The sequence below is a fragment of the Lichenibacterium ramalinae genome (genome assembly GCF_004137085.1).
GTDB classification, from domain to species: domain Bacteria; phylum Pseudomonadota; class Alphaproteobacteria; order Rhizobiales; family Beijerinckiaceae; genus Lichenihabitans; species Lichenihabitans ramalinae.
In genome coordinates this window covers 207,450-232,441 of the sequence record NZ_QYBC01000007.1, presented here as the reverse complement: position 1 = coordinate 232,441, position 24,992 = coordinate 207,450, and the positions used below count along the sequence as shown (strand labels likewise).

At 67.1% G+C, this 24,992-nt stretch carries 22 protein-coding genes; 9 read left to right on the top strand and 13 right to left on the bottom strand.

The features are described from left to right. Positions 1-948, bottom strand: a complete 948-nt coding sequence (locus tag D3272_RS10470; protein WP_207210184.1) for a sugar ABC transporter substrate-binding protein — start codon at positions 946-948, stop codon at positions 1-3. Between the two features lie 156 nt (positions 949-1,104). Between D3272_RS10470 and D3272_RS10465 the strand changes: the two genes are divergently transcribed. The 4 genes from D3272_RS10465 to D3272_RS10450 all read left to right on the top strand — a co-directional run bounded on the left by D3272_RS10465 (position 1,105) and on the right by D3272_RS10450 (position 5,261). After that, a complete protein-coding gene (locus D3272_RS10465) occupies positions 1,105-2,133 on the top strand; it encodes a LacI family DNA-binding transcriptional regulator (protein WP_129219100.1) in 1,029 nt (342 codons plus the stop codon). Between the two features lie 592 nt (positions 2,134-2,725). After that, positions 2,726-3,310: a TadE/TadG family type IV pilus assembly protein gene (locus D3272_RS10460; protein WP_129219099.1), complete on the top strand. Its 585-nt coding sequence runs from the start codon at positions 2,726-2,728 to the stop codon at positions 3,308-3,310. Next, positions 3,304-3,933 (top strand): TadE/TadG family type IV pilus assembly protein, encoded by a 630-nt coding sequence (locus tag D3272_RS10455; RefSeq protein ID WP_129219098.1) that lies wholly within the window; start codon positions 3,304-3,306, stop codon positions 3,931-3,933. The genes D3272_RS10460 and D3272_RS10455 overlap by 7 nt, the downstream gene beginning before the upstream one ends. An 11-nt stretch (positions 3,934-3,944) precedes the next feature. Continuing rightward, positions 3,945-5,261, top strand: a complete 1,317-nt coding sequence (locus D3272_RS10450) for a TadE/TadG family type IV pilus assembly protein (protein WP_165361302.1) — start codon at positions 3,945-3,947, stop codon at positions 5,259-5,261. Positions 5,262-5,323: 62 nt separating this feature from the next. Here the strand turns inward: D3272_RS10450 and D3272_RS10445 are convergent, their stop codons facing one another. The 3 genes from D3272_RS10445 to D3272_RS10435 form a co-directional block, all read right to left on the bottom strand. Further along, on the bottom strand, positions 5,324-6,211 hold the full coding sequence (locus D3272_RS10445; RefSeq protein ID WP_129219096.1) for an alpha/beta fold hydrolase: 888 nt from the start codon (positions 6,209-6,211) through the stop codon (positions 5,324-5,326). Between the two features lies 1 nt (position 6,212). After that, positions 6,213-6,608: a GFA family protein gene (locus D3272_RS10440; RefSeq protein ID WP_129219095.1), complete on the bottom strand. Its 396-nt coding sequence runs from the start codon at positions 6,606-6,608 to the stop codon at positions 6,213-6,215. Between the two features lie 145 nt (positions 6,609-6,753). Further along, positions 6,754-8,043, bottom strand: coding sequence for a Gfo/Idh/MocA family protein (locus tag D3272_RS10435; protein WP_245496483.1), 1,290 nt, complete (start codon positions 8,041-8,043; stop codon positions 6,754-6,756). Between D3272_RS10435 and D3272_RS10430 the strand changes: the two genes are divergently transcribed. Then, complete coding sequence (locus tag D3272_RS10430) at positions 7,991-8,875, top strand: LysR family transcriptional regulator (RefSeq protein WP_245496482.1); 885 nt, start codon at positions 7,991-7,993, stop codon at positions 8,873-8,875. The two genes, D3272_RS10435 and D3272_RS10430, sit on opposite strands and share 53 nt — an antisense overlap. 198 nt (positions 8,876-9,073) lie before the next feature. Here D3272_RS10430 and D3272_RS10425 read toward each other — a convergent pair whose 3' ends face one another. The 3 genes from D3272_RS10425 to D3272_RS10415 all read right to left on the bottom strand — a co-directional run bounded on the left by D3272_RS10425 (position 9,074) and on the right by D3272_RS10415 (position 11,849). Next, the gene (locus D3272_RS10425) at positions 9,074-9,841 is read right to left on the bottom strand and encodes an SDR family NAD(P)-dependent oxidoreductase (protein WP_129219092.1); all 768 of its coding nucleotides are present in this window, start codon (positions 9,839-9,841) and stop codon (positions 9,074-9,076) included. Positions 9,842-9,949: 108 nt separating this feature from the next. After that, entirely contained in the window at positions 9,950-10,702 is a 753-nt protein-coding gene (locus D3272_RS10420; RefSeq protein ID WP_129219091.1) for a glucose 1-dehydrogenase, read from the bottom strand. Between the two features lie 103 nt (positions 10,703-10,805). Then, positions 10,806-11,849 carry a LysR family transcriptional regulator gene (locus D3272_RS10415; RefSeq protein WP_342634174.1) on the bottom strand — a complete coding sequence of 348 codons (1,044 nt, stop codon included), beginning with the start codon at positions 11,847-11,849 and terminating at the stop codon, positions 10,806-10,808. Positions 11,850-12,122: 273 nt separating this feature from the next. On the opposite strand from D3272_RS10415, the gene D3272_RS10410 reads away from it, so the two are divergent. Together D3272_RS10410 and D3272_RS10405 are read left to right on the top strand one after the other, a co-directional pair. Next, on the top strand, positions 12,123-14,348 hold the full coding sequence (locus tag D3272_RS10410) for an EAL domain-containing protein (protein WP_129219090.1): 2,226 nt from the start codon (positions 12,123-12,125) through the stop codon (positions 14,346-14,348). 114 nt (positions 14,349-14,462) lie between these two features. Further along, positions 14,463-15,584: a Nif11-like leader peptide family natural product precursor gene (locus D3272_RS10405; protein WP_129219089.1), complete on the top strand. Its 1,122-nt coding sequence runs from the start codon at positions 14,463-14,465 to the stop codon at positions 15,582-15,584. A 55-nt stretch (positions 15,585-15,639) separates the two neighbouring features. Here D3272_RS10405 and D3272_RS10400 read toward each other — a convergent pair whose 3' ends face one another. From D3272_RS10400 to D3272_RS10375, 6 genes are all read right to left on the bottom strand, one after another. Continuing rightward, positions 15,640-16,131, bottom strand: a complete 492-nt coding sequence (locus D3272_RS10400) for a GNAT family N-acetyltransferase (RefSeq protein ID WP_428977982.1) — start codon at positions 16,129-16,131, stop codon at positions 15,640-15,642. Positions 16,132-16,794: 663 nt separating this feature from the next. Beyond that, complete coding sequence (gene iolG / locus D3272_RS10395; RefSeq protein ID WP_129219088.1) at positions 16,795-17,781, bottom strand: inositol 2-dehydrogenase; 987 nt, start codon at positions 17,779-17,781, stop codon at positions 16,795-16,797. A 71-nt stretch (positions 17,782-17,852) separates the two neighbouring features. Next, positions 17,853-18,662: a TIM barrel protein gene (locus tag D3272_RS10390; RefSeq protein ID WP_129219087.1), complete on the bottom strand. Its 810-nt coding sequence runs from the start codon at positions 18,660-18,662 to the stop codon at positions 17,853-17,855. Positions 18,663-18,712: 50 nt separating this feature from the next. After that, positions 18,713-19,495: an ATP-binding cassette domain-containing protein gene (locus D3272_RS10385; RefSeq protein ID WP_129219086.1), complete on the bottom strand. Its 783-nt coding sequence runs from the start codon at positions 19,493-19,495 to the stop codon at positions 18,713-18,715. Position 19,496: 1 nt separating this feature from the next. Continuing rightward, entirely contained in the window at positions 19,497-20,615 is a 1,119-nt protein-coding gene (locus D3272_RS10380; RefSeq protein ID WP_129219085.1) for an ABC transporter permease, read from the bottom strand. Between the two features lie 166 nt (positions 20,616-20,781). Then, complete coding sequence (locus D3272_RS10375) at positions 20,782-21,657, bottom strand: sugar ABC transporter substrate-binding protein (protein ID WP_245496490.1); 876 nt, start codon at positions 21,655-21,657, stop codon at positions 20,782-20,784. A 355-nt stretch (positions 21,658-22,012) separates the two neighbouring features. On the opposite strand from D3272_RS10375, the gene D3272_RS10370 reads away from it, so the two are divergent. Both D3272_RS10370 and glgA read left to right on the top strand, forming a co-directional pair. After that, positions 22,013-23,008: a LacI family DNA-binding transcriptional regulator gene (locus D3272_RS10370; protein ID WP_129219131.1), complete on the top strand. Its 996-nt coding sequence runs from the start codon at positions 22,013-22,015 to the stop codon at positions 23,006-23,008. 723 nt (positions 23,009-23,731) lie between these two features. Beyond that, positions 23,732-24,958 carry a glycogen synthase gene (gene glgA, locus D3272_RS10365; protein WP_129219083.1) on the top strand — a complete coding sequence of 409 codons (1,227 nt, stop codon included), beginning with the start codon at positions 23,732-23,734 and terminating at the stop codon, positions 24,956-24,958. Positions 24,959-24,992: the final 34 nt, after the last annotated feature.

Sequence of the window (24,992 nt, the reverse complement as noted above, 5' to 3'; positions counted from 1 at the left end):
CTACGGCGTGCCGGCGGCGTCGGGGTGCTGCTTGAGGAAGGCCTCGACGTTCTCCCTCGTGACCAGCACGGCGGGGACTTCCACGGCCTTGGGCGCCCAGCCGGCCCCAGCCGCTTTGATGGCCTTGAGCAGCTTCACCATCTGGTAGCCCTCCTGATAGCTGTCCTCCCAGGCGGTGGCGGTCATGTGGCCGTTCTTGATGTTCTCGATGGCCTGGGCATTGCCGTTCACGCCGTAGACGCCGACGTCGTCGCGCCCCTGCTGGCGCAACGCGCCGATCGCGCCGATCGCCGGGTCGTCCCAGCAGCCCCAGATCGCCTGCTTGCCGTCGCCCGCCGGATGCGATGCGAGCCAGGCATTGGCGTATTGCGCGCCATCCTCGAAATAGCCCGGGATGCGGACCTCGTTCTTGGTGACCTTGATGCCGGCAGTCCTGGCCAGGACCTGATCGAGAAGGGTTTCGCGATTGCGGCAGACTTCGCCGGTGCGGTAGGTCAGGGCGAGAAGGTCCCCCTTGCCGCCGAGATCGCCGACCAGCTTGTCGATGACGGGCTGGGCGATCGGTGCGCCCGAGCCGTTGGTCGCCGCGACGGAACCGCCGAGGCCGCCGCCCCAGGTCACGACCGGCACGCCGGCGTCCTTGGCGGCGGCGAGGCCCGCGCCGATGGAAGACCAGGGAAAGACCATGTCGACGATCCCGCCAGCGCCGCGGCCGGTGAGGTTCTGGATCGCGGCATTGGCCTGGTCGGCGCTGCCGGCCGCGTCGATCACCGACACCTGCCAGCCGTCTTCCTTGGCGGCCGCGTTGGCGCCGGCGATATAGCGGGCGTTGTTGGCCTCATTGGCCGAGATCGAGACGATGCCGAGCAGCGGTCGATCTGCCGCCTGTGCCGCCGCACCAGCCAAGACCAGCCCGGCCGCGAGTGCCATGGATCCCACGCGCATCATGCCGTCCTCCCCCGGACCGCTGTCGAACGCGGCCTAACCGTTTTGCCAGCATCCTTTCGGAAACGCGGCGTCGACGCAAGTGGCAACTGGCGCGCCTGGACATCCGGACGGCATTGCGTCACCTTCCATCGTCGAAACGGTTCGCTGGATCAGGGTTTGACGACCATCAGGGATGTCGCAAAGGCTGCCGGCGTGTCGACCGCGACCGTGTCGGCGGTCGTCAACGAGACTGCATTCGTCAGTCCGGAACTGCGCGCGCGCGTGACGGCGGCCATCGCTCAGCTGGACTATGCGCCGCTGTCGGCCGCACGGAACCTGAAGCGGGGCCGAAGCCAGCTCATCGCGCTCGTGGTGTCCGACCTCGCCAACCCCTTCTTCTCGCGCGTGGTCTGTGCGGCGGAAGCCGCCGCTTCCGCCTGGGGCTACGCGCTGGTGGTCTTCAACAGCGACGAAAAGCCGGAGAACGAGCGCCGGATCCTGACCCGCATCCGCACGCTCTCCTGCGACGGCATCCTGCTGGTGCCGGTGGATGCGCAGTTGCGCGGCGAGTTCCGGGACGACGAAGGCCGCACCGTCCCGCTGGTTCAGTTCGGACGCACGGCCGACCGCGGCCGATCGGACAGCGTGACCATCGACAATGTCGCGGCGGGCCGGCAGGTCACCGACTACCTGCTCGACCTCGGCCACACGCTCGTCGGCACCATCACCGGACCGCTGCACCTCACGACCGGCCGCGGCCGGCTCGATGGCCTCCGACACGCCATGGCGGCGCGCGGATTGGCGCCGCTCGACGCGCACATCCGCTCCGGCGAGTTCCGGGAGGACGTCGCCTATTCGGTCGCCCGAGAGATGATCGACGCTCCGACGAGGCCGACGGCCCTCTATGCCGCGAGCGGCGTCATGGCCCTCGGCGTCATGCGCGTGCTGGCCGATCTCGGCCTTCGCTGTCCGGACGACATCTCGATCGCCTCGACCGACACGATCCCGGGTATCGGCGCCTTGAGACCGCGGCTGACCCGGACGGAGCATCCGGTCACCGACATGGTCAACGAGGGGCTGCGGATCCTGAACGACAGGATCACCCAAGTTCGCCAAGATCCTGCCCGCCAAGATCCTGCCCGTCACGTGGTCTTCCAACCCCTGCTCATTCTCGGCGACAGCTGCCGTCCGCTGCGGGTGTCGTGAGCAACCGAGCCGTCGATGACGTGCCCCGCCCGACGGAGGCTGGCTCGACAGCGCGGGATGCGCGGGGAGCATGCCGCCCGCACGGCGACCACCGTCCAGGGGCGCCCGGATGTCCGTCATCGCTCGCGTGAACAGAACAGGTCGGGTGGGGGGCGGATCGACGGCCTAGGAACGCGACCTCGACCGAAGCAGCTCGTCGAACGCCGATGAAAGCCGTATCGCCACGCGTCTGCCACGGAGCAGGTGCGCCTCGTTGCCGACGTGGGCACCCGATGACCTCATCGCGTCGTGGCAGAACCGCAGGCGCATGACCGAGGACAGAGGCCACCCCAAATGTCGCGCATCCGCGCGATCGCAGCGCCTGACGCTGATGACAGGTTGGTCGCGCGGCTACCTCTGCTGGAGATAAGGCGCGTCTGATCACGCGGCCGCGGCCCCAGTTCACGCATCGTCAATCATCTTCGGCTGAACAAATCGGTCCTGCAGTTACGGAAGCAGCCCCTGTAATTAATCGTTGAATGATATTCAAGACAGTCTCGTCTGCCGAAAGGGGGCGCGGAGGGCAGAGGCCTTCCGGGCAGGAGAGGCATTCATGCGGTTCCAGATCGGACGGCTTGGCAGGGCGAGCCATTTCACGGCCGACGCGCGCGGCGCCGTCGCGGTCGAGTTCGCCCTCGTCGGCATGCTGACTGTCGGGCTCGTGCTCGAGGCCCTTCAGGGCGGTCTGTACCTGTATCAGCGCAGCGAGATCGAGCGCGTCACGGCGCTCGCGGCCCGGCAGGTGATGATCGGAGCAGCGGCATCGTCCGGCCTCACGGCCGCGCAGTTCCTCCAGCAGGACGTCTGCGCGGCGCTTCCCTCGGGCATGTCCTGCGCAAACGTCACGGTCGATCTGGAGACCGTGTCTCAGGCCGCGTCACCCGGCGGCTTCTATGTCTACGCCAACGCCGACATGTCGGGCCCGGTCCCGATGCCGTCGACGGGTACCTACTGCGCCGGCTCGCCCGGAAGCGTCATGTACCTTCGGGTCTCCTACAGGAGCGTCGCGATCAGCCCGGCTTGGAGGGCGCTCGCATCCTCGTCGGGCACCACCATAGGTGGCACACCAGCCTATAGCGTGACGGCCTATACGGCGTTTCGCAACGAGCCGTTTACCGGAGGTTCTGCCGGATGCTGAGCCGTCCGCTCCTGCGCTTCGGGCGCGATCTCCGTGGCGTGTCGGCGATGGAGTTCGCGCTGTGCGCTCCGCCGGTGATCGCGATGCTGCTCGCTGGCGTCGACGTCACCCGCTATTGCATGGCCGTCAGGGCCGTCGAGCGCGCCACCGCTTCCATCGTGCAGATGGTGTCGGTGAACACCCTGGGCACGGCCTCGGTGGACGAAATCCACTTCTACGAAAGCTCCGCCTTCGCCGCCTTTCCAGGGCTGCTCACCGACAGCAAACGAGCGGGCGTCGCGTGGGACGCCGACATGGCCCTCGCCGTGTCCTCGGTCACGCTCACTCAGCCGAGCGGCGGGGCCGCGACAGCCGCGCTCGGATGGAGCGTCGGGCCGAATCGGCGCACCTGCGGGCAGCTCTTCGCCGCGGCCGATACCGCTTCTCCCAGCAAGACCACGCTGGCAGCCAGCGCGTTCGGCACCGGCAGCATCCTCGTCGTCGACAGCCGCTTCACCTTCGTGCCGCTGGTCGCCGCGCAGCTTCTGCCGCCCCTCGTCATCGCCCGAACCTCCTACGCCCGCCCCCGCTACGTGCCGACCATCGCCCTCACGGGCGGTGCCGCCGACGTCACCCAGTGCTGAAGGAGGCCGCCATGAACCGCGTCTCGCGCCATGTCGGCGCCTTTGGCGGCGACCTTCGCGGCACCAGCGCCGTGATCTTCGCCCTGTCGCTCGTGCCGGTGATCGGCATGATCGGGCTTGGAGTCGATTACTCGAGCGCTCTCGCCCGCAAAGCGCGGCTCGACTCCGCCGCAGACGCCGCCGCGGTGTCGGCCATCACGGCAGCCCGGGATTACATCACGTCCAACGGCAGCTCGGAGGCCGAGCCGAACCTCACCAACGACGCGATTTCGGCCGGCAAAACGCAGGGGGGCAAGACGTTCTCACTCGACGCCGCCGCCGACGCCGGCACCCTCGCGGCCACGCCCAACGTGACGCTGACGCGCGTCGGGCAGACCATCACGTCCACCGTCAGCTATAACGCGACGTCGCCGACGTCGTTCGGCGGCCTGTTCGGGGTCAAATCGTTTGCGCTCGGTGTGTCGGCCGGGTCCTCGCTGACCCTCGGTTCCTACATAGACTTCTACCTCGCGCTCGACGTCTCGGGTTCCATGGGCCTGCCGACGAGCGTCGACGATGAGACGAAGCTGCAGAACGTGAACAACGGTTGCCAGTTCGCCTGCCACTACTCGGGCAACGATGCGGGCTATAGGGCCGCGCGGGCGAGCGGCATCAAGCTGCGCATCGACTCGGTCGGCACTGCGGTCGCCCACCTCGTGACCACGGCCAAAAACACCCAGACCATGCCGAACCAGTACAGGGTCGGCGCCTATCCGTTCGTCGATGACGTACTCGAGGCATCGGCCCTGTCGGCGAGCTACGACGGGGTCGCGGCCGTCGGCAACACCCTCGCAGACAGCTACCTCGACGCCGGCCTCTCGACATCGCAGTCCAAGAGCATGGGCGCTGGTGGCACGCATTTCGAAAATCTCCTGCCGGACATGCAGAAATACGTGAAGACGATCGGCTCCGGCGTCGACCAGTACTCGCCGAAGCCATTTCTTTTCATCGTCACCGACGGAATGGACAACGCACAACAATATACGAACAACGGCTTCAACGGATCGCAACCGCAGGAGCCCAACAACTTCAACTATTGCCAGTACGCGCAATCGATCGGAGTGACGATCTCCATCCTCTACATCCCCTACCAGCCCGTGCTGAACCCGACCGCGGGTGAGAAGGGCGAGTCGGACCAAGTCAACACCATCATCTCGAAGATCCCGGCGGACCTCAAGTCGTGCGCCTCACCCGGTTTCTTCTTCACCGCCAATACCGATGCCGACATCGACACTGCGCTGCAGGCGATGTTCAATCAAGCCGTCAGGGCCGCCCGCCTCGTGAGATAATCGGAAACGACCGCCATCGGCGAAGCCCGAGACGCATCGGGACATCGATCGGCACCGGCCCTTCAGGCAAAGAACGCGAGCAGTTCGCGCACCACGTCGTCCGGCCTCTCCTCCTGCAGCGTGTGGCCGCAGTCGAGCGCCCGGCCACGCACGTCCAACGCCTTCTCGCGCCAAGTCTCCCGCACGTCGTAGAGCTGCCCCACCGTTCCCTTCGCGCCCCATAGCGCGAGCAGCGGTGCGACGATGCGGTTGCTGGCGTCGGCGGCGTCGTCGCGGAGGTCGACGGTGGCGGCGGCCCGGTAGTCCTCGCAGATGGCGTGACGGGTCGCGGGGTCGAGATAGCACCTGAGGTACTCGGCGAAGACGGCCTCGGACGTCGAGCCCGGGGTCTTGCTCTGTCCTTCGATGTGGGTGCGGAGGAAGAACTCCGGGTCGGCCGCGATCAGCCGCTCCGGCAAGGGGAAGGGCTGGATCAGGAAGAACCACCAGAAGTAACGGGTTGCGAAGGCCATGTCGGTGCGGGCATACATGGTGGCGGTCGGGGCGATGTCGAAGACGGCGATCCGCTCGACGGCGTGCGGGTGGTCGAGCGCCAGGCGATGGGCGACCCGCCCACCCCGATCATGCCCCACGAGACCGAAACGGTCGAAGCCCAGCGCCGCCATGACGCCGACCTGATCGGCCGCCATGGCACGCTTCGCATAGGCCTCGTGCCCGGCGCCGCCGGCAGGCTTGTCGGAGTCGCCGTAGCCGCGCAGGTCGGGAACCACGAGGGTGAAGCGGTCGGCCAGGCGGGGCGCCACCTTGTGCCAGGTGACGTGCGTCTGCGGGTGGCCGTGTAGGAGGAGCAGCGGCGGCCCGCTCCCTCCGACCTCGAGGTGGATCTTGACCTTCCCGATCTGGATGTCGCGACGGTCGAAGCCGGGAAAGAAGTCGCTGTTGCCCGGCATGTCACTTCGGAAAGCGTTCGAAGGCAGGAAGCTCGTGGACGGACGCAATCCAGTTCGCGCGATCCGCCGTCTGGACTTGGACCTGCGGGCGGATCGCATCGGGCTCATCGAGCGCCGCGATCCTCACCTGCGTCATCCCCATCTGGTCGAGGGCACCATTCGTAAAGAACAACCCCGTCCCACACGATCCGCAAAACGATCGTCGCCCGTCGACAGACGATCTGTAGACGCTCGGCTTGCCGGTGAGCGACACGCTATCTCGAGCCACCATGGCCCAGGCCAGCATGGGTGCACCTGACTGCCTTCGGCAATCGTCGCAATAGCACACCGAACTCGCGACGACCCGATCCGGCATCTGGAACTGGATGGCGCCACAGTGGCAGCGTCCGTGGAGCATGGGCCCGATCTCACAAAGGTAGCGTGGCCTTTAGCGACGTGAGGTCCCGATGTCGACCTTCGGTCGGAGGGGCCCGGCCGTCGAGGCCGTTCGACGACTCGGATGGAGCCGATCGCACCGTGTTCTCGCACGGCTCGCCGGGTGTTCAGCGGACGGGCCACCCGTCCGCCGTCCGTCGCCGACCGGTCTCGGACGCGGCGAACACCTCGGTGAGCAGGCGTGTCAGGCGCACGGCGTGGTCGAAGCCGACGGAGGTCGAGGCACCCTCCCGCACGTCGTCGCGGAGGGCGGCATAGACGCCGCCGACATTCGCGGCCGCGTCGGACAGATCGGCGAGTTCCCCCTCGTCGACCGGCTGCGGGGACCCATCGCGCGACAACCGAACGCGGCCGGACTGCAGCCCGCGCGGCGCCCCGCCCTCCAACAGGAGCGAGCCCGTCTCGCCGACGACCTCGAGGCGAAAGGGCGTGCTCCCGGTCCGTCCGCCGGACACCCCGACCGAGAGCGCCGCCTCCGATCCGAGTGTGCCGTGCACGAGCAGGTGGTCGAATGTGGCCCGTGGCCGCTCCTCCCGGGCATCTCCGGCCCGGATGATCGGGAACTGCCTGGTCAGGAGCGCGCCGAGATCGGTCAAGGGGCCCGCGACGGTCAGCGCGAGGTCGAGCGTGTGGGCGCCTTGGATCGTGACCAGGTTGGCGAAGTTGGCTGGGTCCTCCAGATACAGGAACTGCGACGGCACCTCGGGGCCGAAGCCCATGGTCGTCGACAGCGCCGAGGCGCTCAGCGGGCGGCCGATCGCACCCGAGGCGACCAGGTCGCGCGCCGTCAGCACCGCGGGGCTCCTCCGGAGTTGCAGCCCGATGGCGACGTGCACGCCGGCCGCGGCGGCGGCGGCGGCCATCTCCTCCGCCTCCGCGATGTCGCACCCGAGTGGCCACTCGCAGTAGACGTGTTTGCCGGCCGCGAGCGCCGCGAGCACGATCTCGCGATGGTCCGGCACCCGCGTGCAGACGGCGACGACGTCGACATCGCCGTCGCGGACGAGATCCAGTCCGCTCGGGAAGCCGGGCACGCCGAAGGCCCGCGAGGCGGCGTCCGCCGTGGCGCGGCCGTTGGTGGCGACGGCGGCCAGTTCCAGGCCTTTCAGGGCCTGGATGGCCGGCACGTGGGAGTCCCGCGCCCATCCGCCCCGGGCGCTCGCCCCGACGACGCCGACCCTCAACGCATCGCGCATGTCGCGCTCCTTCCCTGCACGCCCGAACCCGCCGGATCGCGAACTTCGGTCTCGGATCTCGAGATAGCATCCAGCGGGGCGGGAAAAACGTAGGGTACGGGGGATGTCTGCAAACGGATGGTTTGGGATCGTGGACCGGCTCACCAGCATGCAAGCCTTCGCCAAGACCGTCGAACTCGGGTCGCTCACCGCGGCCGCCACGGCGATGGGGACCTCCCCGCAGATGGTCGGCAAGCACGTCGGCGCCCTGGAAGAGCGGCTCGGCACCCAACTCCTCCGGCGGACGACGCGGCGCCAGAGCCTCACCGAGACGGGCCAGGTCTTCTATGAGCGGTGCCGGGTCATCCTGGCCGAGACCGAAGCCGCGGAGGCGCTGGCGCGAGACCTCGGCGCGAGGCCGCGCGGTCGGCTTCGGATCGGCGCGCCCGTCAACTACGGGGCCGGCAAGGTGGCGCCCTTGGTGACGCGCTTCCTGCGCGACTTCCCCGAGGTGCAGGTGGAGCTGTCCCTGTCCGACCGATACGTGGACGTGGTCGACGAGGGATACGACGCCGTGTTCAGGCTAGGCCCGCTCGTCGACAGTACCCTGGTGTCGCGCGTGCTCGAGACCCATCGCCAAATCGCCTGCGCGTCGCCGGCCTATCTCGCCGCCCGGGGCGTTCCCCAGCATCCCGAGGACCTCGTCGCACACGACTGTCTCGGATACGTGAACTGGTCGGGCCGTCCCTACGCCGAATGGGTGTTCACGAAGGACGGGCGGAGTCGCGCCGTGACGGTCGCCAGCCGTTTCCAGGTCAACGACGGCCGCGTGCTCGTCGCCGCGGCGGTCGAGGGCCACGGTGTCATCCTTCAACCGGCGGCGGTCGTCGAGACCGCGATCGGCCGCGGACGGCTTTGCCCGGTGCTGCAGCACTATCGGGCGCCCGAGAGAACCCTCCATCTCCTGTTCCCCGCGGGGCGGTCGACGGCGCCGAAGCTGCGCGCCTTCGTGGACCGGGTGGCGTCGGAGCTGGGCCCGCGATCGAGGGACTAGTACCATGTTTTTGCGAGCATCTTCACGCGATCAGGTGACTCGACCTGATCGCGATCTGCTCTAGAGCCGTCGCCGCTCGCCTTGGCTCGCGACTTCAGCTCTAGTGCCATGTTCTTGCGAGCATCTTCACGCGATCAGGTGACTCGACCTGATCGCGATCTGCTCTAGCCCCGTCCGTCTTGTCGCGAAGGCGTGCCCTCAGTGAGCGGTGAAGCCCCCGTCCACGGGCAGCGCCACGCCGACGACGAAACTGGCACCCGGGCTGCAGAGCCACAGCACCGTCTGGGCCATCTCCTCGGCTGTGCCGAGACGGCCGATCGGCTGCTGCTTCAGGAACTCGTCCATCGCTGCTCGCTGCGTCTTGAGCATGTCGGCCACCATGGGAGTCTCGATGACACCGGGGCAGATGGCGTTGATGCGAACGCCGCGCGGAGCATAGTCGAGTGCCGCGCTTTTCGTCAGCCCGATCACTCCGTGCTTCGAGGCGTGATAGGCGACGCGCCCGGGCAGGCCGACGAGGCCGCCCAGCGACGAACAATTGACGATGGCCCCTGAGCCTTGGCTCCGCATCTGCTTCAGCTCATGCTTCATGCACGCCCAGATGCCGCGCAGGTTCACCGCCTGCACCCGATCGAAATCCTCCGCAGTCTCGTCCGCAGCGTCCGCTGGCGGCGCCTGGATGCCGGCGTTGTTGTAGGCGAAATCGAGCCGCCCGAATTCGCCGACAGCTCGCCCGACCAATGCTGCCGCCTGCGCCTCGTCCGAGACATCGCAGGCCATGCCGATCGCCTGGTAGCCCGCCGCGGTCAGCTTGGCTGCAGCCTCCTGGACCGCCTTTTCATCGACGTCGCCCAGGATGACGGCGGCACCGCTCCTGGCAAAGGCTTCGGCCGTGGCGAAGCCCATACCACCCTTGGCGCCGGTGACGAGCGCAACCTTGCTGGAAAAGTCATAGACGGGGTTCATATCGGACCTGCTGATTTGGTCATTGGGGACGATGACGGTGCCGATGACGAAGCGACGTTCCTGCTTCAGGACACCAGCGACCGTTGCTTCGGTCGGTCAGATCGCGGTTTATCCGCCATCGGGCGTGACGATCTGGCCGACCATCATCCCGGCACCGGGGCTGCACAGCCACAGTACGGCTGACGCGATCTCCTCGACCCGGCCGAGGCGGCCGAGGGGAATGTTGTCGATGGCACCCTGCATGTCGTCGGGGTGCTCAGCCATGGCCTTGGCCACCATCGGCGTATCGACGGCACCAGGGCAGATCACATTGATGCGGATGTCCTTGCGCGCATATTTGAGTGCCGCCGCACGGGTCATGCCGATCACCGCGTGCTTGGATGCGACATAGGCCCCGAGACCCGGATTGCCGGTCAGCCCGTTTTGCGACGAGCAGTTCACGATCGCCGCGGGACCACCCTGCGCCCGCATGCGGCGGAGCTCGTGCTTCATGCAGAGCCAAGTCCCGCGCAGGTTCACGCCCATCAGCCTGCCGAAATCCTGGGTGCTGGCATCCGCCGTGTCGGAGACGGGGACGTGTATGCCGGCGTTGTTGAAGGCGAAGCTGAGCCGGCCGAAGGTGCCGGCGACCTTGGCGATCATCACTTCGATCGCCGCCTCTTGGGAAACATCGCAGACGATGCCGATGGCTTTGTCACCGATCCTGAGGTCCGCAGCGACCTGCTCTGCAGCCTCCGCATCGACATCGACGATGGCGACCGAGGCGCCTGCTTCCGCAAAAGCCATTGCCGTGCCCAGGCCGATGCCCGATGCGCCACCTGTTACCAACGCTACTTTGCCCTCGAAGGAAGTGCCCATCATTCTGCTTTCCGCTGTTCGCCCGAGACATAGACCTCAAGCGGCTCAGCGATTAGCCGACCTCTTCCTCTCGGGACGGTGAGCCGGCCTCATTAATGGGCGCGGGTCAGTAGCCGAGCGGACGAAGCTCGCGGATGAGTTCGATCAGGACCTTGAGGCCCATCGGCAATTGGCGCTTGCTGGAGTAATACAAATAATATCCGGGTCCGGTCGACGACCAATCTTCCAGCACTTGGCGTAGAGACCCTTGGGCAATCCCCTGTTCCACAGCGAGTTTCGGAGCATAGGCGAGCCCCACCCCCTTCTCGACCAAACCGATGGCAAACCTCGTCTCATCGATGATCATGGCGCCGGGAACGGAAACCGTGCGCGCTTGGCCGTCCCGTTCGAGCTCCCATTCGTACGCGCGTCCGGCACCGTCACGAATGCGCAGACACTGATGATGCATCAGGTCATCCGGGTGGCGCGGGATGCCATGTCGGTCGAGATAGGCAGGACTGCCTACGACAACCCAGCGAATGCCGGAGGACAAGCGTCGAGCGATCATGTCTTCCGGAACCGTGCCCCCAAACCGGATGCCGGCATCGTAGCCGCCATCGGTCACGTCGACCATGTGGTTCGACACAGCGACTTCCAGTTCCAGGTCGGGATAGCGCTCGACATAGGTCGGGATCACGGGGGTGAGCAGGTGGATGGCTGCATCATGCGGCACATTCAGGCGGATGCGGCCCGCAGGACGATCCCGAAAGCGGTTCAACGCCTCCAGAGCCTGACCGAGGGTGTCGATCGGTTCCGAGATCGCCGCGTATAGATGCTCTCCCGCAGCGGTCAGCGTGACGCTCCGGGTCGTGCGGTTGAGCAGCCGTACGCCGATACGCGCCTCCAATGCCTTCAATGAATGGCTGAGGGCTGAGCCGCTCACACCGAGATCGAGGCCAGCCTGCCGGAAGCTACGCCGCCGAGCAACCGCCAGGAAATGCGCCAGGTCCGCCATATCGGAACGCGAGATTTGCAGCTTGTAGGATCCCTCGTTGAACGTCGTCGCGGATTGTTGCTGGTAACGGCCGGACGACGTTAGAGGATGCGGAGGGTGGCGTCCCGGCTGTCGAACTCGTGTGCTGGTGCCGCCGCGATCGACGGGTCCAAGCATTCAGCCGGTGTGCTTCGCGGGGACGCCCTGGGACGACGGCGCGACCGCCACGGCTGGAGTGCGGTCGGTCCACGCCTGACGCGCCGTCGGCGGAAGCGGACGCAGCCTCATGCAGTCCAGCGCGTCTGGGAGCGTGTGTTCCCGCTCAGGCTCGCCCCGACATGCACTGCAGCCTGCGACATTACGGCCGTTATGAGCCAGAATGTAGGACGATTAGGAATTTAGAGACCTCTTAGCTTAATTCTGGCTCAAGTTCAGCCCGGACGGCTATCAATGAACGCGCTTGCGATTGCGAAATCCTGCGACTTCAGGTCGCTGCGGATGCCTCAGCACGTCAGAGTGCTGCAGAGTTCGCTCCTGATAAAGATGCTGGTGCCGATCTTACTGGTGGTCGCCGTCATGGTGATCGCCATCAGCGTCTACACGCCCAGGGCCGTCGTCGATACTGCGCTGGAAGAGGCCGTGGTGAAGGGCCTGCAGACGGCCGACCAGCTCAGGGCCTTGCGCGCCTTCTATTCCGAGAATGTCGTATCGAAAGCCGTGAAAGACGGCGCGAAAGCTTCGGCAAGCTACAAGAACGACCCTTCCGCCATCCCTGTCCCGACCACGTTCATCCTCGACGTCGCGCAAGCCTTCAGCAACGACCAGGTCAAGGTCGGCCTCGTCAGCCCTTTCCCCTGGCCGACGCGAGCCGGCCGCGTGCTCGACGACTTCCAACGTGAAGCCTGGGACAAGCTGTCCCTCGATCCTTCGGCCCATTTCGAGCGTCGCGAAGTCGTCGGTGGGCGAGAGGTGCTGCGCGTGGCCGTCGGCGACCGCATGGATGCGAGCTGCGTCGCTTGCCATAACGCGAACCCCCAGTCGCCGAAGCGTGACTGGAAAGTGGGTGACGTCCGCGGCATCATCGAGGTGGTCCGTCCCATCGATCAGATCACACGCGGCGCACAGGCCCTGTCCTGGCACCTCGTCGCCGGCATCTCGGTCGCCGGCGTCATCCTGTTCGGCGTCCTGTCCGCCCTGGGTCTGCAACTCGTGCGCCCCCTCCGCGATCTGGCGGCTTCGATCAACAACATCGCGAAAGGATGCCTGCACGAGGCGATCCCGCACACGAAGCGGGTCGACGAACTCGGCACCGTGGCGCGCGCCCTCATGAACATGCAGGAGCAGACCAGCGAGCGGATGCGGGCCGAAGAACAGATCAGCCACATGGCGCACCATGACGCGCTGACCGGGCTGCCCAACCGCGTCCTCTTCGGATCGGAGCTCGAGCGCGCCCTGACGGAATGGTTGCCGGACAAGACCGTTGCGGTGTTCTGCCTCGATCTCGACCGGTTCAAGCAGGTCAACGACACGCTCGGCCACCCGGTCGGCGACGCTCTGCTCACGGCCGTTGCCGAACGCCTGCAGTCCTTCGTCTCGGACAGGACCTTGGTGGCGCGGCTCGGCGGCGACGAGTTTGCGCTCATCCAGGTCGGTGCGGAGCAGCCGGCCGACAGCACCCTGCTGGGAGAGCAGATCATCGCACGCTTGAGCGAGCCGTACGAGATCCGGGGATACCAGATCGTGATCGGGGCCAGCGTGGGCGTATCGCTGGCGCCCCACGATGGCGATGGCGCGGACGACCTGCTCAAGAACGCCGACTTGGCCTTGTATCGGGCCAAGACGGAAGGGCGTGGAATGCTTCGCTTCTTCGAACTCGGCATGGACGCGCAGATGCTGGCCCGGCGCGAGTTGGAACTCGACCTGCGGCGTGCCCTCGTCAACGACGAGTTCGAACTCTACTACCAGCCTCTCGTCAACATCGACAGCGACGCCATCTGCGGCTTCGAAGCCCTGATCCGCTGGAACCACCCCACCCGGGGCATGGTGTCCCCCGTCGAGTTCATCTCTTTGGCCGAGGAGGTCGGCGAGATCGAGGCGATCGGGGCTTGGGTGCTCAAGACGGCCTGTCGCGAGGCGGCGACCTGGCCCGACGACATCAAGGTCGCCGTCAACCTGTCGCCATTGCAGTTCCGCAGCGGCTCCCTGGTGCTGCACGTCATGTCGGCCCTGGCGTCCTCGCGCCTGAAGGCGGATCGCCTGGAGTTGGAGATCACCGAAGGTCTGCTGCTGCAAGACACGGAGGCCACGCTCGCCACGTTGCACCAGTTGCGCGACCTCGGTGTCCGCATCTCCATGGATGATTTCGGCACCGGCTACTCGTCGCTGAGCTATCTTCGCAAGTTCCCGTTCGACAAGATCAAGATCGACCGCTCCTTCGTGCGCGACCTGGCCGAAACCGACGGATGCATGGCCATCGTCAGGGCCGTGATGGATCTCGGCTACGGCCTCGGCATGTCGACCACCGCGGAAGGCGTGGAGACGGCCGAGCAACTGGCGCACTTGAAGCGCGAGGGATGTGTCGAAGCGCAAGGCTACCTCATCAGCCCTCCCCGACCGGCAGGCGCCGTCGCGGAAATGCTGTTCGTCCAAATGTTGAGCGGCAGGAGCGTCGCCTGACATCGCATAGCCGCGGCGCCTCCCTGTCTCGCCGCGATCCCCGCATCCATACCGGCGTTCGGCGACGGACCAGACGGACCGGTTTCCATCTTTCAATACAAGAGGTCTGAGGACATGACCCCGAAAACGATTCTCCTCCTGTTCCACATCCTCGGCGTCGTCTTCGGTGTCGGCGGTGTCCTGATGCTCGACATCGACCTGGTGCGACTGCTGCGAGGTTCCAAGGTCACGCCGCAGAATGTGGACTTGACGAAGTTCGTCTCCATCTTCGTCAAGGCCGGGCTCATCGTCGTCTGGACATCGGGGTTGCTGATCATCGCCATAGCGCCGGACGGGCCCGCCTCCGTGCTCGCCAATCCCAAGCTCCAGGCCAAGCTGGTGGTCGTGGTGGTGCTGACCATCAACGCCCTCTTCGTCGAGACGCTCGCGCTGCCGCTCCTCGTCCGCAACGTCGGCAAGCCCTTGTTCCACGGCGTCGACCAGGTCCGGCGTTCGGTCGTCCTCGGCTGCGGCGCGATCTCGACCCTGAGCTGGGTGTTCCCCGTCGCGCTCGGATTGGCCCGCGAGCTGAACGGCATCGTTCCCGCTCAGCTCATCCTTCTCAACTACACCATGCTTCTCGCCGGTCTCGCCATCACCATGCAGCTGGCGGGTCGACTGGTCTATCGACCGAAGCTCCAAGGGAGCGTGGAGGGGTCGGAGGCGTCTTCCAAGGTCGCCGATGCCGGCCCCGGCCCGTCTGCTTCCGCGCCCGACGGCATCCGGATGGGCGACGGGGCACGGGCCCAGGGCCAGACCGCCAGAGCCGGCGATCCCGCATCGGACCGCTCGAACCAGCGTGCCCGCCAGGCGGGGCGCGACGCTTCCCTCGCCTCGACGTCGCCCGAGCGCGTGATCGGCGACTTCGCGTCGCTCGGTTCGGAGATGGAACGAGAGCAGTACCGCATCGGTCTCTTCGATGCCCTGCGGACACGGGGCGGATCCGGTTCGGATGCCGATCGCCTGCTCGAGCTGGTCGCGGCCGACGAGGTGCTTCGTCGCAAGATCGCCGCCGTGGCGCCGGACGAGGCCGCACGCGGCGCCTTCTCGTTCACGGTGGAGAAGGTCCGTCGCCGGGCCGAGGATCGGATGTGGGCCAAGGTGATGGACTGGCACGCCTCCATGGTGACGCTGAACGCCGCCGAGGCCTACGACGGCGCCGACAGGGCGGCACCGCAAACTGCTGTGGCGGGGTGATCCCTCCCGGGCCGGTGCGAGAAAGCCACAGGTGCCGGTCGCCGACCGGGTGGTCTCACTCCGGTCGTCCGCCCCAGTCGGCCGTGGCGAGATCGGTCAAGGCCTGCCCGGCGAGCCGAAGGAAGACCTTCTCGGGCTGCTCGGTCCCGCCGAGATCGGCGTAGAACCTGAGGAGACCGACGTCGCCACGGTCGGCGGTCCAATCCAGGCGAGCGAACCCCCGCTCCACCGCGAGGCGGGCCGCGGCTTGCATCAACCTTCGTCCGATGCCCCGCCGGCGCGCCTGCGCTGAGACGAACAGGTCCTTGAGGAACAGGCCAGGCTTCAGGCCTGGCCCTGGAAAGATCGCACCGAGGGCCGCGAAGCCGACGATGGTCGGGTCCGCCGCGACGAGCAGGTCGACGCCGCCGGGCCGCTTCGCGAGGCTCGCCACGATGTCGGCGAAGGATGGACACGCCACGCGGTAATGCGCCTGCATCTCCTGGAACAGGGTCGCCGTGGGCTCGACATCCGCGGCCTCCATCAATCGTATGTCGAGCAACACGATCCCCCGTCCTTGGGCCTGCCTCGGCCACCTTCCCGGCAAGGCTCCGTCGGTTCCCGGCCTTCCTCCAACGTGGAGGATCGCATTCGGGTGCACCCGTGCCGGACCAGCGGTGCGGCAAGGCCCGGGCCGAAACCCGGGGTGCGGCACGACATGCACCCGATCTTGGATGGTCGGGATTTGACTTCGCATGTCACAGGAGGTCGCACCATGAGCCGCGCTTACCGAGACCCTGCTCTCCGCGCCACCGTCGAAGAGAGCCGGGCGTTCCTGGCGCGCGCGCGCGAGACCCTTGCCCGGTCGAGACATGCGCGGGAGGCCTTGCGGCAGACCATGGAGGAGTCGCGCCACCTCATCGCGCAGTGTCGGGCGACGCTGAACCGATAGAGCGCACGGCCTCGTGCGAACGACGTGGTGCAGGGTCTATGTCATAGGTCAGAGCAGTATCGGCTTGCTCTGGCTCGCCTCGGCGACACGGAGCCGTTGAAACTACTCTCGATTCGAAGTTGGAGCGAATGCGCCGAAGGCGAAAGCGCTCTGGCGGACATGGCCCGTTCCTTTCGGCGATTCCGCCTCACCCATCGATCGACCGATGATGGGCGCGCTCGGCTGCTGCTCGCATGTCGAGCCTCGAACGGCAGCCGCATGCGCCACAGCCTGCGAGGGTCACACCTTTTGCGGTTGTCCGGTCTGCGCCGAAACCGTGGCGGCGTCGGCCAACTTCTGGGCCTGGAGGCCGTCGTGGCCGGTCGGTGCCGGACGCTGCCCCGTCTCCAGGCATCGAAGGAAGTGGTCGAGTTCGCGTTTGTAGGCCGGAAGGTAGCGCTCGAGGAAGAAGTTGACGACCGGCGCGCTGCGGAACCCTTCGGCGTCGGCCCGCTCCACGGTCGATTCGTGCATGTTCTGCGCGCGCAACATGCCCTTCGACCCGTGCACCTCCACACGCTGGTCATAGCCGTAAGTGGCACGTCGGGAGTTCGAAATCTGGCAGATCTTGCCCGACGCGGTCTTGAGCAGGACGGCCGCGGTGTCGACGTCGCCGGCCGTGCCGATCGCGGCATCGACCAGCGCAGAGCCGACCGCATGCACCTCGACGGGTTCTTCGCCCAGCAGGAAGCGCGCCATGTCGAAGTCGTGGATCATCATGTCCCGGAACAGGCCGCCCGAGCGCGCGATATAGGCGATCGGCGGCGGCGCGGGATCGCGGGACAGGATCGTGACCAGTTCCACGTCGCCGATCTCGCCCTCGGCGAGGCGCGCCTGCAGGGTCGCGAAGTGAGGGTCGAAGCGGCGGTTGAACCCGATCATCAAGGGGATGCCGGCGGCATCGACGACGTCGAGGCAGCCCTTGATGCGTTCGGAGCTGAGATCGACCGGCTTCTCGCAGAACACCGCCTTCCCGGCCCGGGCCGCGGCCTCGATCAGCTCGGCGTGGGTGTCGGTGGAGGAGCAGATCACCACGGCCTGGATGGACCGGTCCGCCAGGATCTCGTCGACGCTGCGCACCGGCACGCCGAGTTCCCGCCCGAGGGCTTCGGCGGGGGCCGGCACGGCATCCGCGATGGCGGTCAGGCGGGCCTTGGCGCTCCCCGCGATGTTGCGCCCGTGTAGCGCGCCGATGCGGCCCGCGCCCAGCAATCCGATGGTTGTCACGTCTGTCGTCCTTGATGAAGCGATGAGGATGGGGCGCGGTCGGGACAGGTCCCGTCGCGCGCATGCGTGCGTCAGGCCGCCTGCCGTTCCGCCGGGACGGTGAATGCGTCGCGGAAGCGGCTCAACGCCAGCGCGTCGTCGCCCGACGCGAAGCCTTCGAGGCCGACGGTGCCGCGGTAGCCCAGGCGTTTCAGTTCGCGGGCGATGGCCGGGTAGTTGATCTCGCCCGTCCCCGGCTCGCACCGACCCGGCACGTCGGCGACCTGGATCTCGCCGATGTAGGGCGCGGCCCGGCGCAGCAGCTCGATCAGGTTCCCCTCGCCGATCTGGGCGTGGTAGAGGTCGAGCATCAGGCGCAACTCCGGCCGGTCGACGGCCTTGACCAGCGCCAGGCAGTCCTCGGCCCGGCCGAAGGGCACGCCCGGATGGTCGACGGCGGCATTGAGGTTCTCCAGCACGAACATGACGCCGTGCCGCTTCCCGAGGTCGGCGATGCGGGTCAGCGTTTCCTGCGCTTTCATCCACATGTCGCCGGTCACGACATGGCTGGGCGTCACCGGCAGCCCACCCTCGCCCAGCCCGGTACCATGCAGGTTGAGGCGCGGGATATTGAGCCGGTGCGCCACCGGGATGGACTGCTCGGCGGTACGCAGGAGGTCGTCGGCACCCTCGTCGTCCGCGAGCCGGCCGGTGACGTAGCCGGTCATCGACGAAAAGGTCGCGCCCGTCGCCTTGAGGGCGTCGATGTCGTGCCGTCTCCAGTCCCAGATCTCGACCTGGAAGCCCAGCGCGTCGATGCGGGCGATCCGCTCGGTGACGGGGAGGTCGCGGAACACCATCTCGGCGCAGACCGCGAGGGTGAAGGGGGCTGTGTCGGGCATCGGGTTCCTTTGGCCGCGTCGGCCGGCATCGTGGATGGGGATGGGTCCGCTCAGATCGTGCCGCCGAGTTCGCCCGACAGTTCCTGCAGTTCCTTGCCGCCGGCCATCAGGTTCTGCAGGGCATCCATGGCGATCTCGCCCTTGGCGTGGGTCCCGAGCGTGCGGCCGCGGTTCAGCACCGTGAAGCGGTTGCCGACCGCGAAGGCGTGGCGGACGTTGTGGGTGATGAAGACGACCCCGAGCCCCTTGGAGCGGACGAGGTCGATGTATTTCAACACCATCGACGTCTGCGCCACGCCGAGCGCCGAGGTCGGCTCGTCGAGGATCAGCACCTTGGCGCCGAAGTAGACCGCGCGGGCGATGGCGACGCACTGGCGTTCGCCGCCCGACAGCGTGCCCACGGCCTGTTGAGGGTCGCGGATGTCGATGCCGATCTTGTGCATCTCTTCCCGGGTGACGGTATCGGCCCGCTTCATGTCCATGTAGCGGAACGGACCGAAGCCCTTCAGCGGCTCGCGACCCATGAAGAAGTTCCGGGTGATCGACATCAGCGGGATCATCGCCAAGTCCTGGTAGACGGTGGCGATGCCGGCATCGAGCGCATCGCGCGGGCTTTCGAAGTCGATGCTCCTGCCATCGACCAGGAAGTCGCCCGCCGAGCGCTTGTGGACGCCCGCCAGGGTCTTGATCAGGGTCGACTTGCCCGCGCCGTTGTCGCCGAGCAGGCAGAGCACCTCGCCGCTCGAAACCTTCAGCGATACGCCGTTCAGCGCGATGACGGAGCCGAAGTGCTTGACGAGGTCGCGGACCTCGATGATCGGGGTCTCGGCCATGTCAACGCTCCCCCGTGACGCGCTTGCGAACGACGTTGTTGAACACGACGGCGACCAGCAGCATCGTGCCGAGGAAGACGAGGTACCAATCCTGGTCGATCGTCGTGTAGGTCAGGCCGATCAGCACCATGCCGAAGATCAGGGACCCGAAGAAGGCGCCGATCGCCGAGCCGTAGCCGCCGGTCAGCAGGCAACCGCCGATCACGGCCGCGATGATGGCCTCGAACTCCTTCTGGAAGCCTCGGCGAGCGTCGGTCGATCCAGCGTCGAGCACCGTGATGATGGCGACGAGCGTGGCGCAGGCGGCGGTGACGACGAACAGCGTCGTCTTCACCCGATTGACCGGCACGCCGGAGTTGCGCGCCGCCCGAGCGTCGCCACCCGAGGCGAAGATCCAGTTGCCGAACTTGGTGCGCAGCAGGAGCCAGGTGGCGAAGAGGGCGAAGAGCACGAACCAGACGGCTTCCACCGGCACGCCGGACACCTTGGGAAGACCGTTGGGGAACTTGTCGATCATGTCGTGGGCCGCCATCCAGGCGAACAGCCCTTCGAGGGCGTTGCCCGAGAAGAAGCCGGCGAGCGTGCTTCCCTCGACGACATCCTTGATGCCGCGCAACTGCGTGGCGCCGCCGCTCGCCCACTTCAGCCCGACGAGGGTGAGGCCGCGCAGGATGAACAGAAACGCCAGGGTCACGATGAAGGACGGCAGGCCGGTTCGGATGACGATCTGGGCGTTGACGGTGCCGACGACCAAGGCGACCAGGAACGCGATCAGGATGGCGGCGGCCAGCGGCATGTGCCAGACGACCAGGGCCGCGGCGAACACGAGGCCCGCGAAGGCGATCATGGAGCCGAGCGACAGGTCGAACTCGCCGCCGATCATCAGCAGGGCGGCGCCGATCGCCAGGATGCCGAGCTGGGACGCCGGCGCCATGATGTTCATGATGCCGGCGAGCGTGAACATCGTCGGGCTGGCGAAGACCAGGAAGAAGACGATGACGAGCACGAGGCCCGCCACGGCACCGAGTTCCGGCTTGCGGATCAGCGTCGTCAGAAGCGACGACGTCTTGACGCGTTCGTCGCGTCCGAGCTTGTCCTTGACGTCGTAGATGGTGCTCATCGCGAGCGTCCTCCCCTCGGGGTTTCGTCCACCGTGGGAGCCTTGCGCCGCGTGTCACGGCCGGTTCCCGTCATGTTGGGTCGCATCGTGCGACCCGGCACGCGCGATCCGCGTGCCGGGTCGAGGTCCCCCGGTCGACGCGGGGGCGGCGTCCGTCAGGCTCCGGTCAGCGGATGCCCTTGGCCGACATGTCGATGACCTGACCGGCATTGTCCTTGGTGACGAAACTCGGCCCTGTGGCGACGTTGCCAGCCGGCATGGTGCCGTTCTTGGCGTGCTGGGCGAGGAAGGTCACCGGCAGGTAGCCCTGCAGGTAGGGCTGCTGGTCGACCGCGAAGGCGGCCTTGCCGTCGGCCACGTCCTTCAGGAAGGCCGAGGACAGGTCGAAGCTGCCGACCTTGACCTTGCTCTGCGCCCCAAGCGCCTCGACCGCCGCCACGGCGGGCTCGCCGACCAGGGGAGCGCTGAGGCCGATCACGCCATCGATCGACGGATCGGAGCTCAGCGCGGCGCGGATCTTCGACTGGGTCTCGGTCGGATCGGCCGACGTGGGCAGGACCGTGACCTTGCCCCCCGCGAGGCCTTCCTTCACGCCCTGGCAGCGCTGATCGAGGGCGGCGTTGCCGACCTCCTGGTTGACGCAGAGGACGTTCTTCAGCCCCATGTCCTTCATCCTGGCGCCGACGATGCGCCCTGCCGGGAGCTCGTCCTGGCCGACATGCAGCAGGATCCCCAGCTTCGACGCGGCGCCGATGCCGGAGTTCATGGAGATGACCGGGATGCCGGCGGCGACGGCCTTCTTGATCGCAGGTCCGAGCGCATCCGGATCCGGATCGGAAATCACCAGCCCGTCGGGCTGCTGGTTGGTGGCGGCATCGATGAGCTGACCCATCGCCACCATGTCGAAGGTTTCCGGCGCACGGTACTCGACGTGGACGCCCTGGTCCTTGCCGGCTTGGGTGATGCCGTTCTTGACGATGGACCAGAACGGGTCCGACGCCTGACCGTGTGTCACGGCGATGATGTTGATGTCCTTGGCCATCGCGGCAGTGCTGCCGAGCGCGGTGGCGCCGAGCGCGGTCGCGCCGAGCAGTGCGCCAACGAGCGCGAGATCACGGAACTGTAGTCGCATGTCGTCGTCCTCCCTCAGAGACTTGAGCCTCGTCGATTTTGATGCCCTCGGCTTTTACCAGCCTCGGTTCGCGGTCGTGCCGTGACGGCGGGAGCCTGGGCCGACGTCTCGGCACGGATCCTCGTTCTGAGCCACTGCGAGTGGTCGGCCCTCTTTGCACCCGGGTGCAACGGTGCTAGGCATCGCATGCTCGGGCGCAGCGCGCAAGTGGTTCGTTTCATGGACGGCGAGAAATAGAATGGGCCTTCCAATGCGAGGCGCGGATCTGGCGCGGAAGGCGACAGCGACCGATGTGGCCTTGGCGGCGGGCGTCTCGAAATGGACGGTCAACCGCGCCTTCAAGAAGGACGCCCCGATCGCCGAAGAAAGCCGCCTGCGCGTGCTCGCGGCCGCGGACAGGTTGGGCTACCGGCCCAATCTTCTCGCCCGGAGTCTCACGACGAAATCGACCCAGCAGGTCGCCGTGCTGGTCGACGACTTCGCCAACCCGCACAAGCTGCCGGTGCTGCACCTGCTGACGGCAGCCCTGCAGCGCGAGAGGCTCGTCGCCGTTCTGGTGAACATCGACGAGCAGAACGGGCCTGTGGACGCGATCCTCGACGCCGACCAACGCCAGGTCGACGCCGTCGTGTTGCTGGGCACGTCGTTCAGGGATGAAACCCTGCGCCAGCCCGCCCTGAATGCCGCCCGCGCGCCGCTCTACGTCTTGGCCCGCGAGAGCACGCTCGACGCCGTGAAGGCGGTGTCCTGCGACGCCGCCGCCTCGATGGAGGCAGTCGGCCTGCATCTCGTCGCGCGGGGCTACCGCCGGCCCGGCTTCATGTCGGGACCCAGGACCCTGTCGACGGTGCTGGGCCGCTCGCGGCATTTCGCAGCTTTCTGGGCCGATCGGGGCATCGAGGCGATGCTCGACATCGCGGTGGGGACCTACGACCGGAGAGCCGCCGGGGAGGCCATGGGTCGATACCTCGCCGCCACCCCGGCGTCGGACCGTGTCGACGTGCTGGTCTGCGAGAACGATGCCCTGGCCATCGGCGCCATGGATGCGGCCCGCTTCGGTTGTGGGCTCGACGTTCCGGGAGACCTCGCCTTCGTGGGCTATGACGGCACGGACCTCGCCGCCGCGCCGGCCTACGACCTGACCACCTACGAGCAGCCGATGGCGGCGATGGTGGACCGCTTGGTCGACATGATCGTCGGTCGACTCGACCCGACGACCGTCAGTCTGGAAGGCCGGCTCGTCGTGCGGGGATCCACATGACGTCCTTTCTGCCTCGCGGGATCGCTCGAGCGGGGTGACGGGAGTCACGGTGGCACCGTCTCCCGTCTTGTGTCCTCAGTATGCCCCAGACGAGCCGGCGGAGTCGGTTCTCGAAGGCAGCCTGGATCGGGTCGATTTGGGTACACCCCAAACGCACCACCCCGCCAATTCGCTCTGGATGTTCAGACTCCCTATCCAAAGCGGACTTTCTCGACCGAACCACTCAAAGCGAACCAGCCATCGGCCCTGCGACGGCACGCTGCTCGACCCTCAACGGCCGTTTGCGAGCGGATCCGCTTAGGGCTTGTTAACGCAACCGGTCGAGAGCGGCCGTCGTTCTGCCCTCGAATATGTCATTCGGCGGAGCAGTCTGGTGATCCGATGCTGTATCACATCGTTGCTGTGAGCTACCCTCCCGCTGACGGCCGACGGCTATCGTAGCTCGGTGACGCCTGCGCGCCGCCAGGGCATCGCCATCGTCGCCCCGCCATCACCCGAATGGAGTCGGCCTTCAGCCCGCAAGGGATCGGTCGATCGCCTCCGCCACGGACTTCGAGCCTGCGTGCGAGTTCACGCCACGGCCTGGAGCGCCTCCAGCTCCGGTCGATGCGCTCCGGCTCCGAATCGAGAGCAGTTACATCGGCTTGGAACCGTCAAGGCGATTCCAAGACGGCCGAACCTGGTCTAGGATGAGGATCCGACGACTCGATCCCAGGCCGCCCCATGCCCGCCCCGAAAAAAGTCGCGTTCCTGTCCAAGGAATATCCGCCCTACGTCTACGGCGGCGCCGGCGTCCACGTGGAATATCTGGCGGCGGCGCTCGCCAAGTCGATCGACGTCGAGGTGCGCTGCTTCGGAGACCAAGCGAGCCAGGAGGGCCGGCTCACCGTCAAGGGCTACCCGCAGTGGGAGGAGACCAAGCGGGGGACCGATCCGCGCTTCGTCGGCGCCGTCGACGCCTTCGCGCGGTCCCTCGCCATGGCCAAGGACACCTTGGACGCCGACCTCGTGCATTGCCACACCTGGTACACCGACATGGGCGGGGTGATCGCGTCTCAGCTCTGGGGCGTGCCCAACGTCCTCACCATCCACTCGCTGGAGCCGCTGCGCCCCTGGAAGGTCGAGCAGCTCGGCAACGCCTACCACCTGTCGGCCTGGATGGAGCGCACCGCGATCGACTCCGCGGACGGCATCGTGGCGGTGTCGCGCGAAACCAAGGCCGATGTGCTGCGCCATTTCGATGTCGACCCCGAGCGCGTCCACGTCATCCACAACGGCATCGACCTCGACGAATACCGCGCGGTGGCCGGCACCGACGTGCTGACCCGCCACGGCATCGACCCGTCCCGCCCCTTCCTGCTCTTCGTCGGCCGCATCACGCGGCAGAAGGGCATCATCCACCTCGTCAACGCCATCCCCAAGATCGACCCGTCGCTGCAGATCGTGCTCTGCGCCGGCGCGCCCGACACGCCCGAGATCGGGGCGGAGATGAGCGCCGCGGTGGCGGCCGTGCAGCGGCCCGGCGTCGTGTGGATCCGCGAGATGCTGCCGCGCGCCGACGTCATCCAGCTCTACACCCACGCGGCGGTGTTCTGCTGCCCCTCGGTCTACGAACCCTTCGGCATCATCAACCTCGAAGCCATGGCGTGCGGCACGTGCGTGGTCGCCACCAGCGTCGGCGGGATCCCCGAAGTGGTGGTGCCGGAGGAAACCGGCCTGCTGGTCGATCCCGGCCTCGTGCCGGGGACCTTCGACCCCGCCGACCCGGCCGGCTTCGCCGAAAGGCTCGCGGCCGCGGTGAACCGGCTGGCCGGCGACCCGGCGCTGCGGGAACGGTTCGGCGCGGCCGGGCGCAAGCGCGTGGAGGCGCATTTTTCCTGGGATGCAATCGCGGACCAGACGCTCGACATGTATGCCAAGGTCATGGAGACCTTCGCGCGGCGCCGCTGATCCCCAGCACGCCGCCCGCCGAACGCAAGAGGGA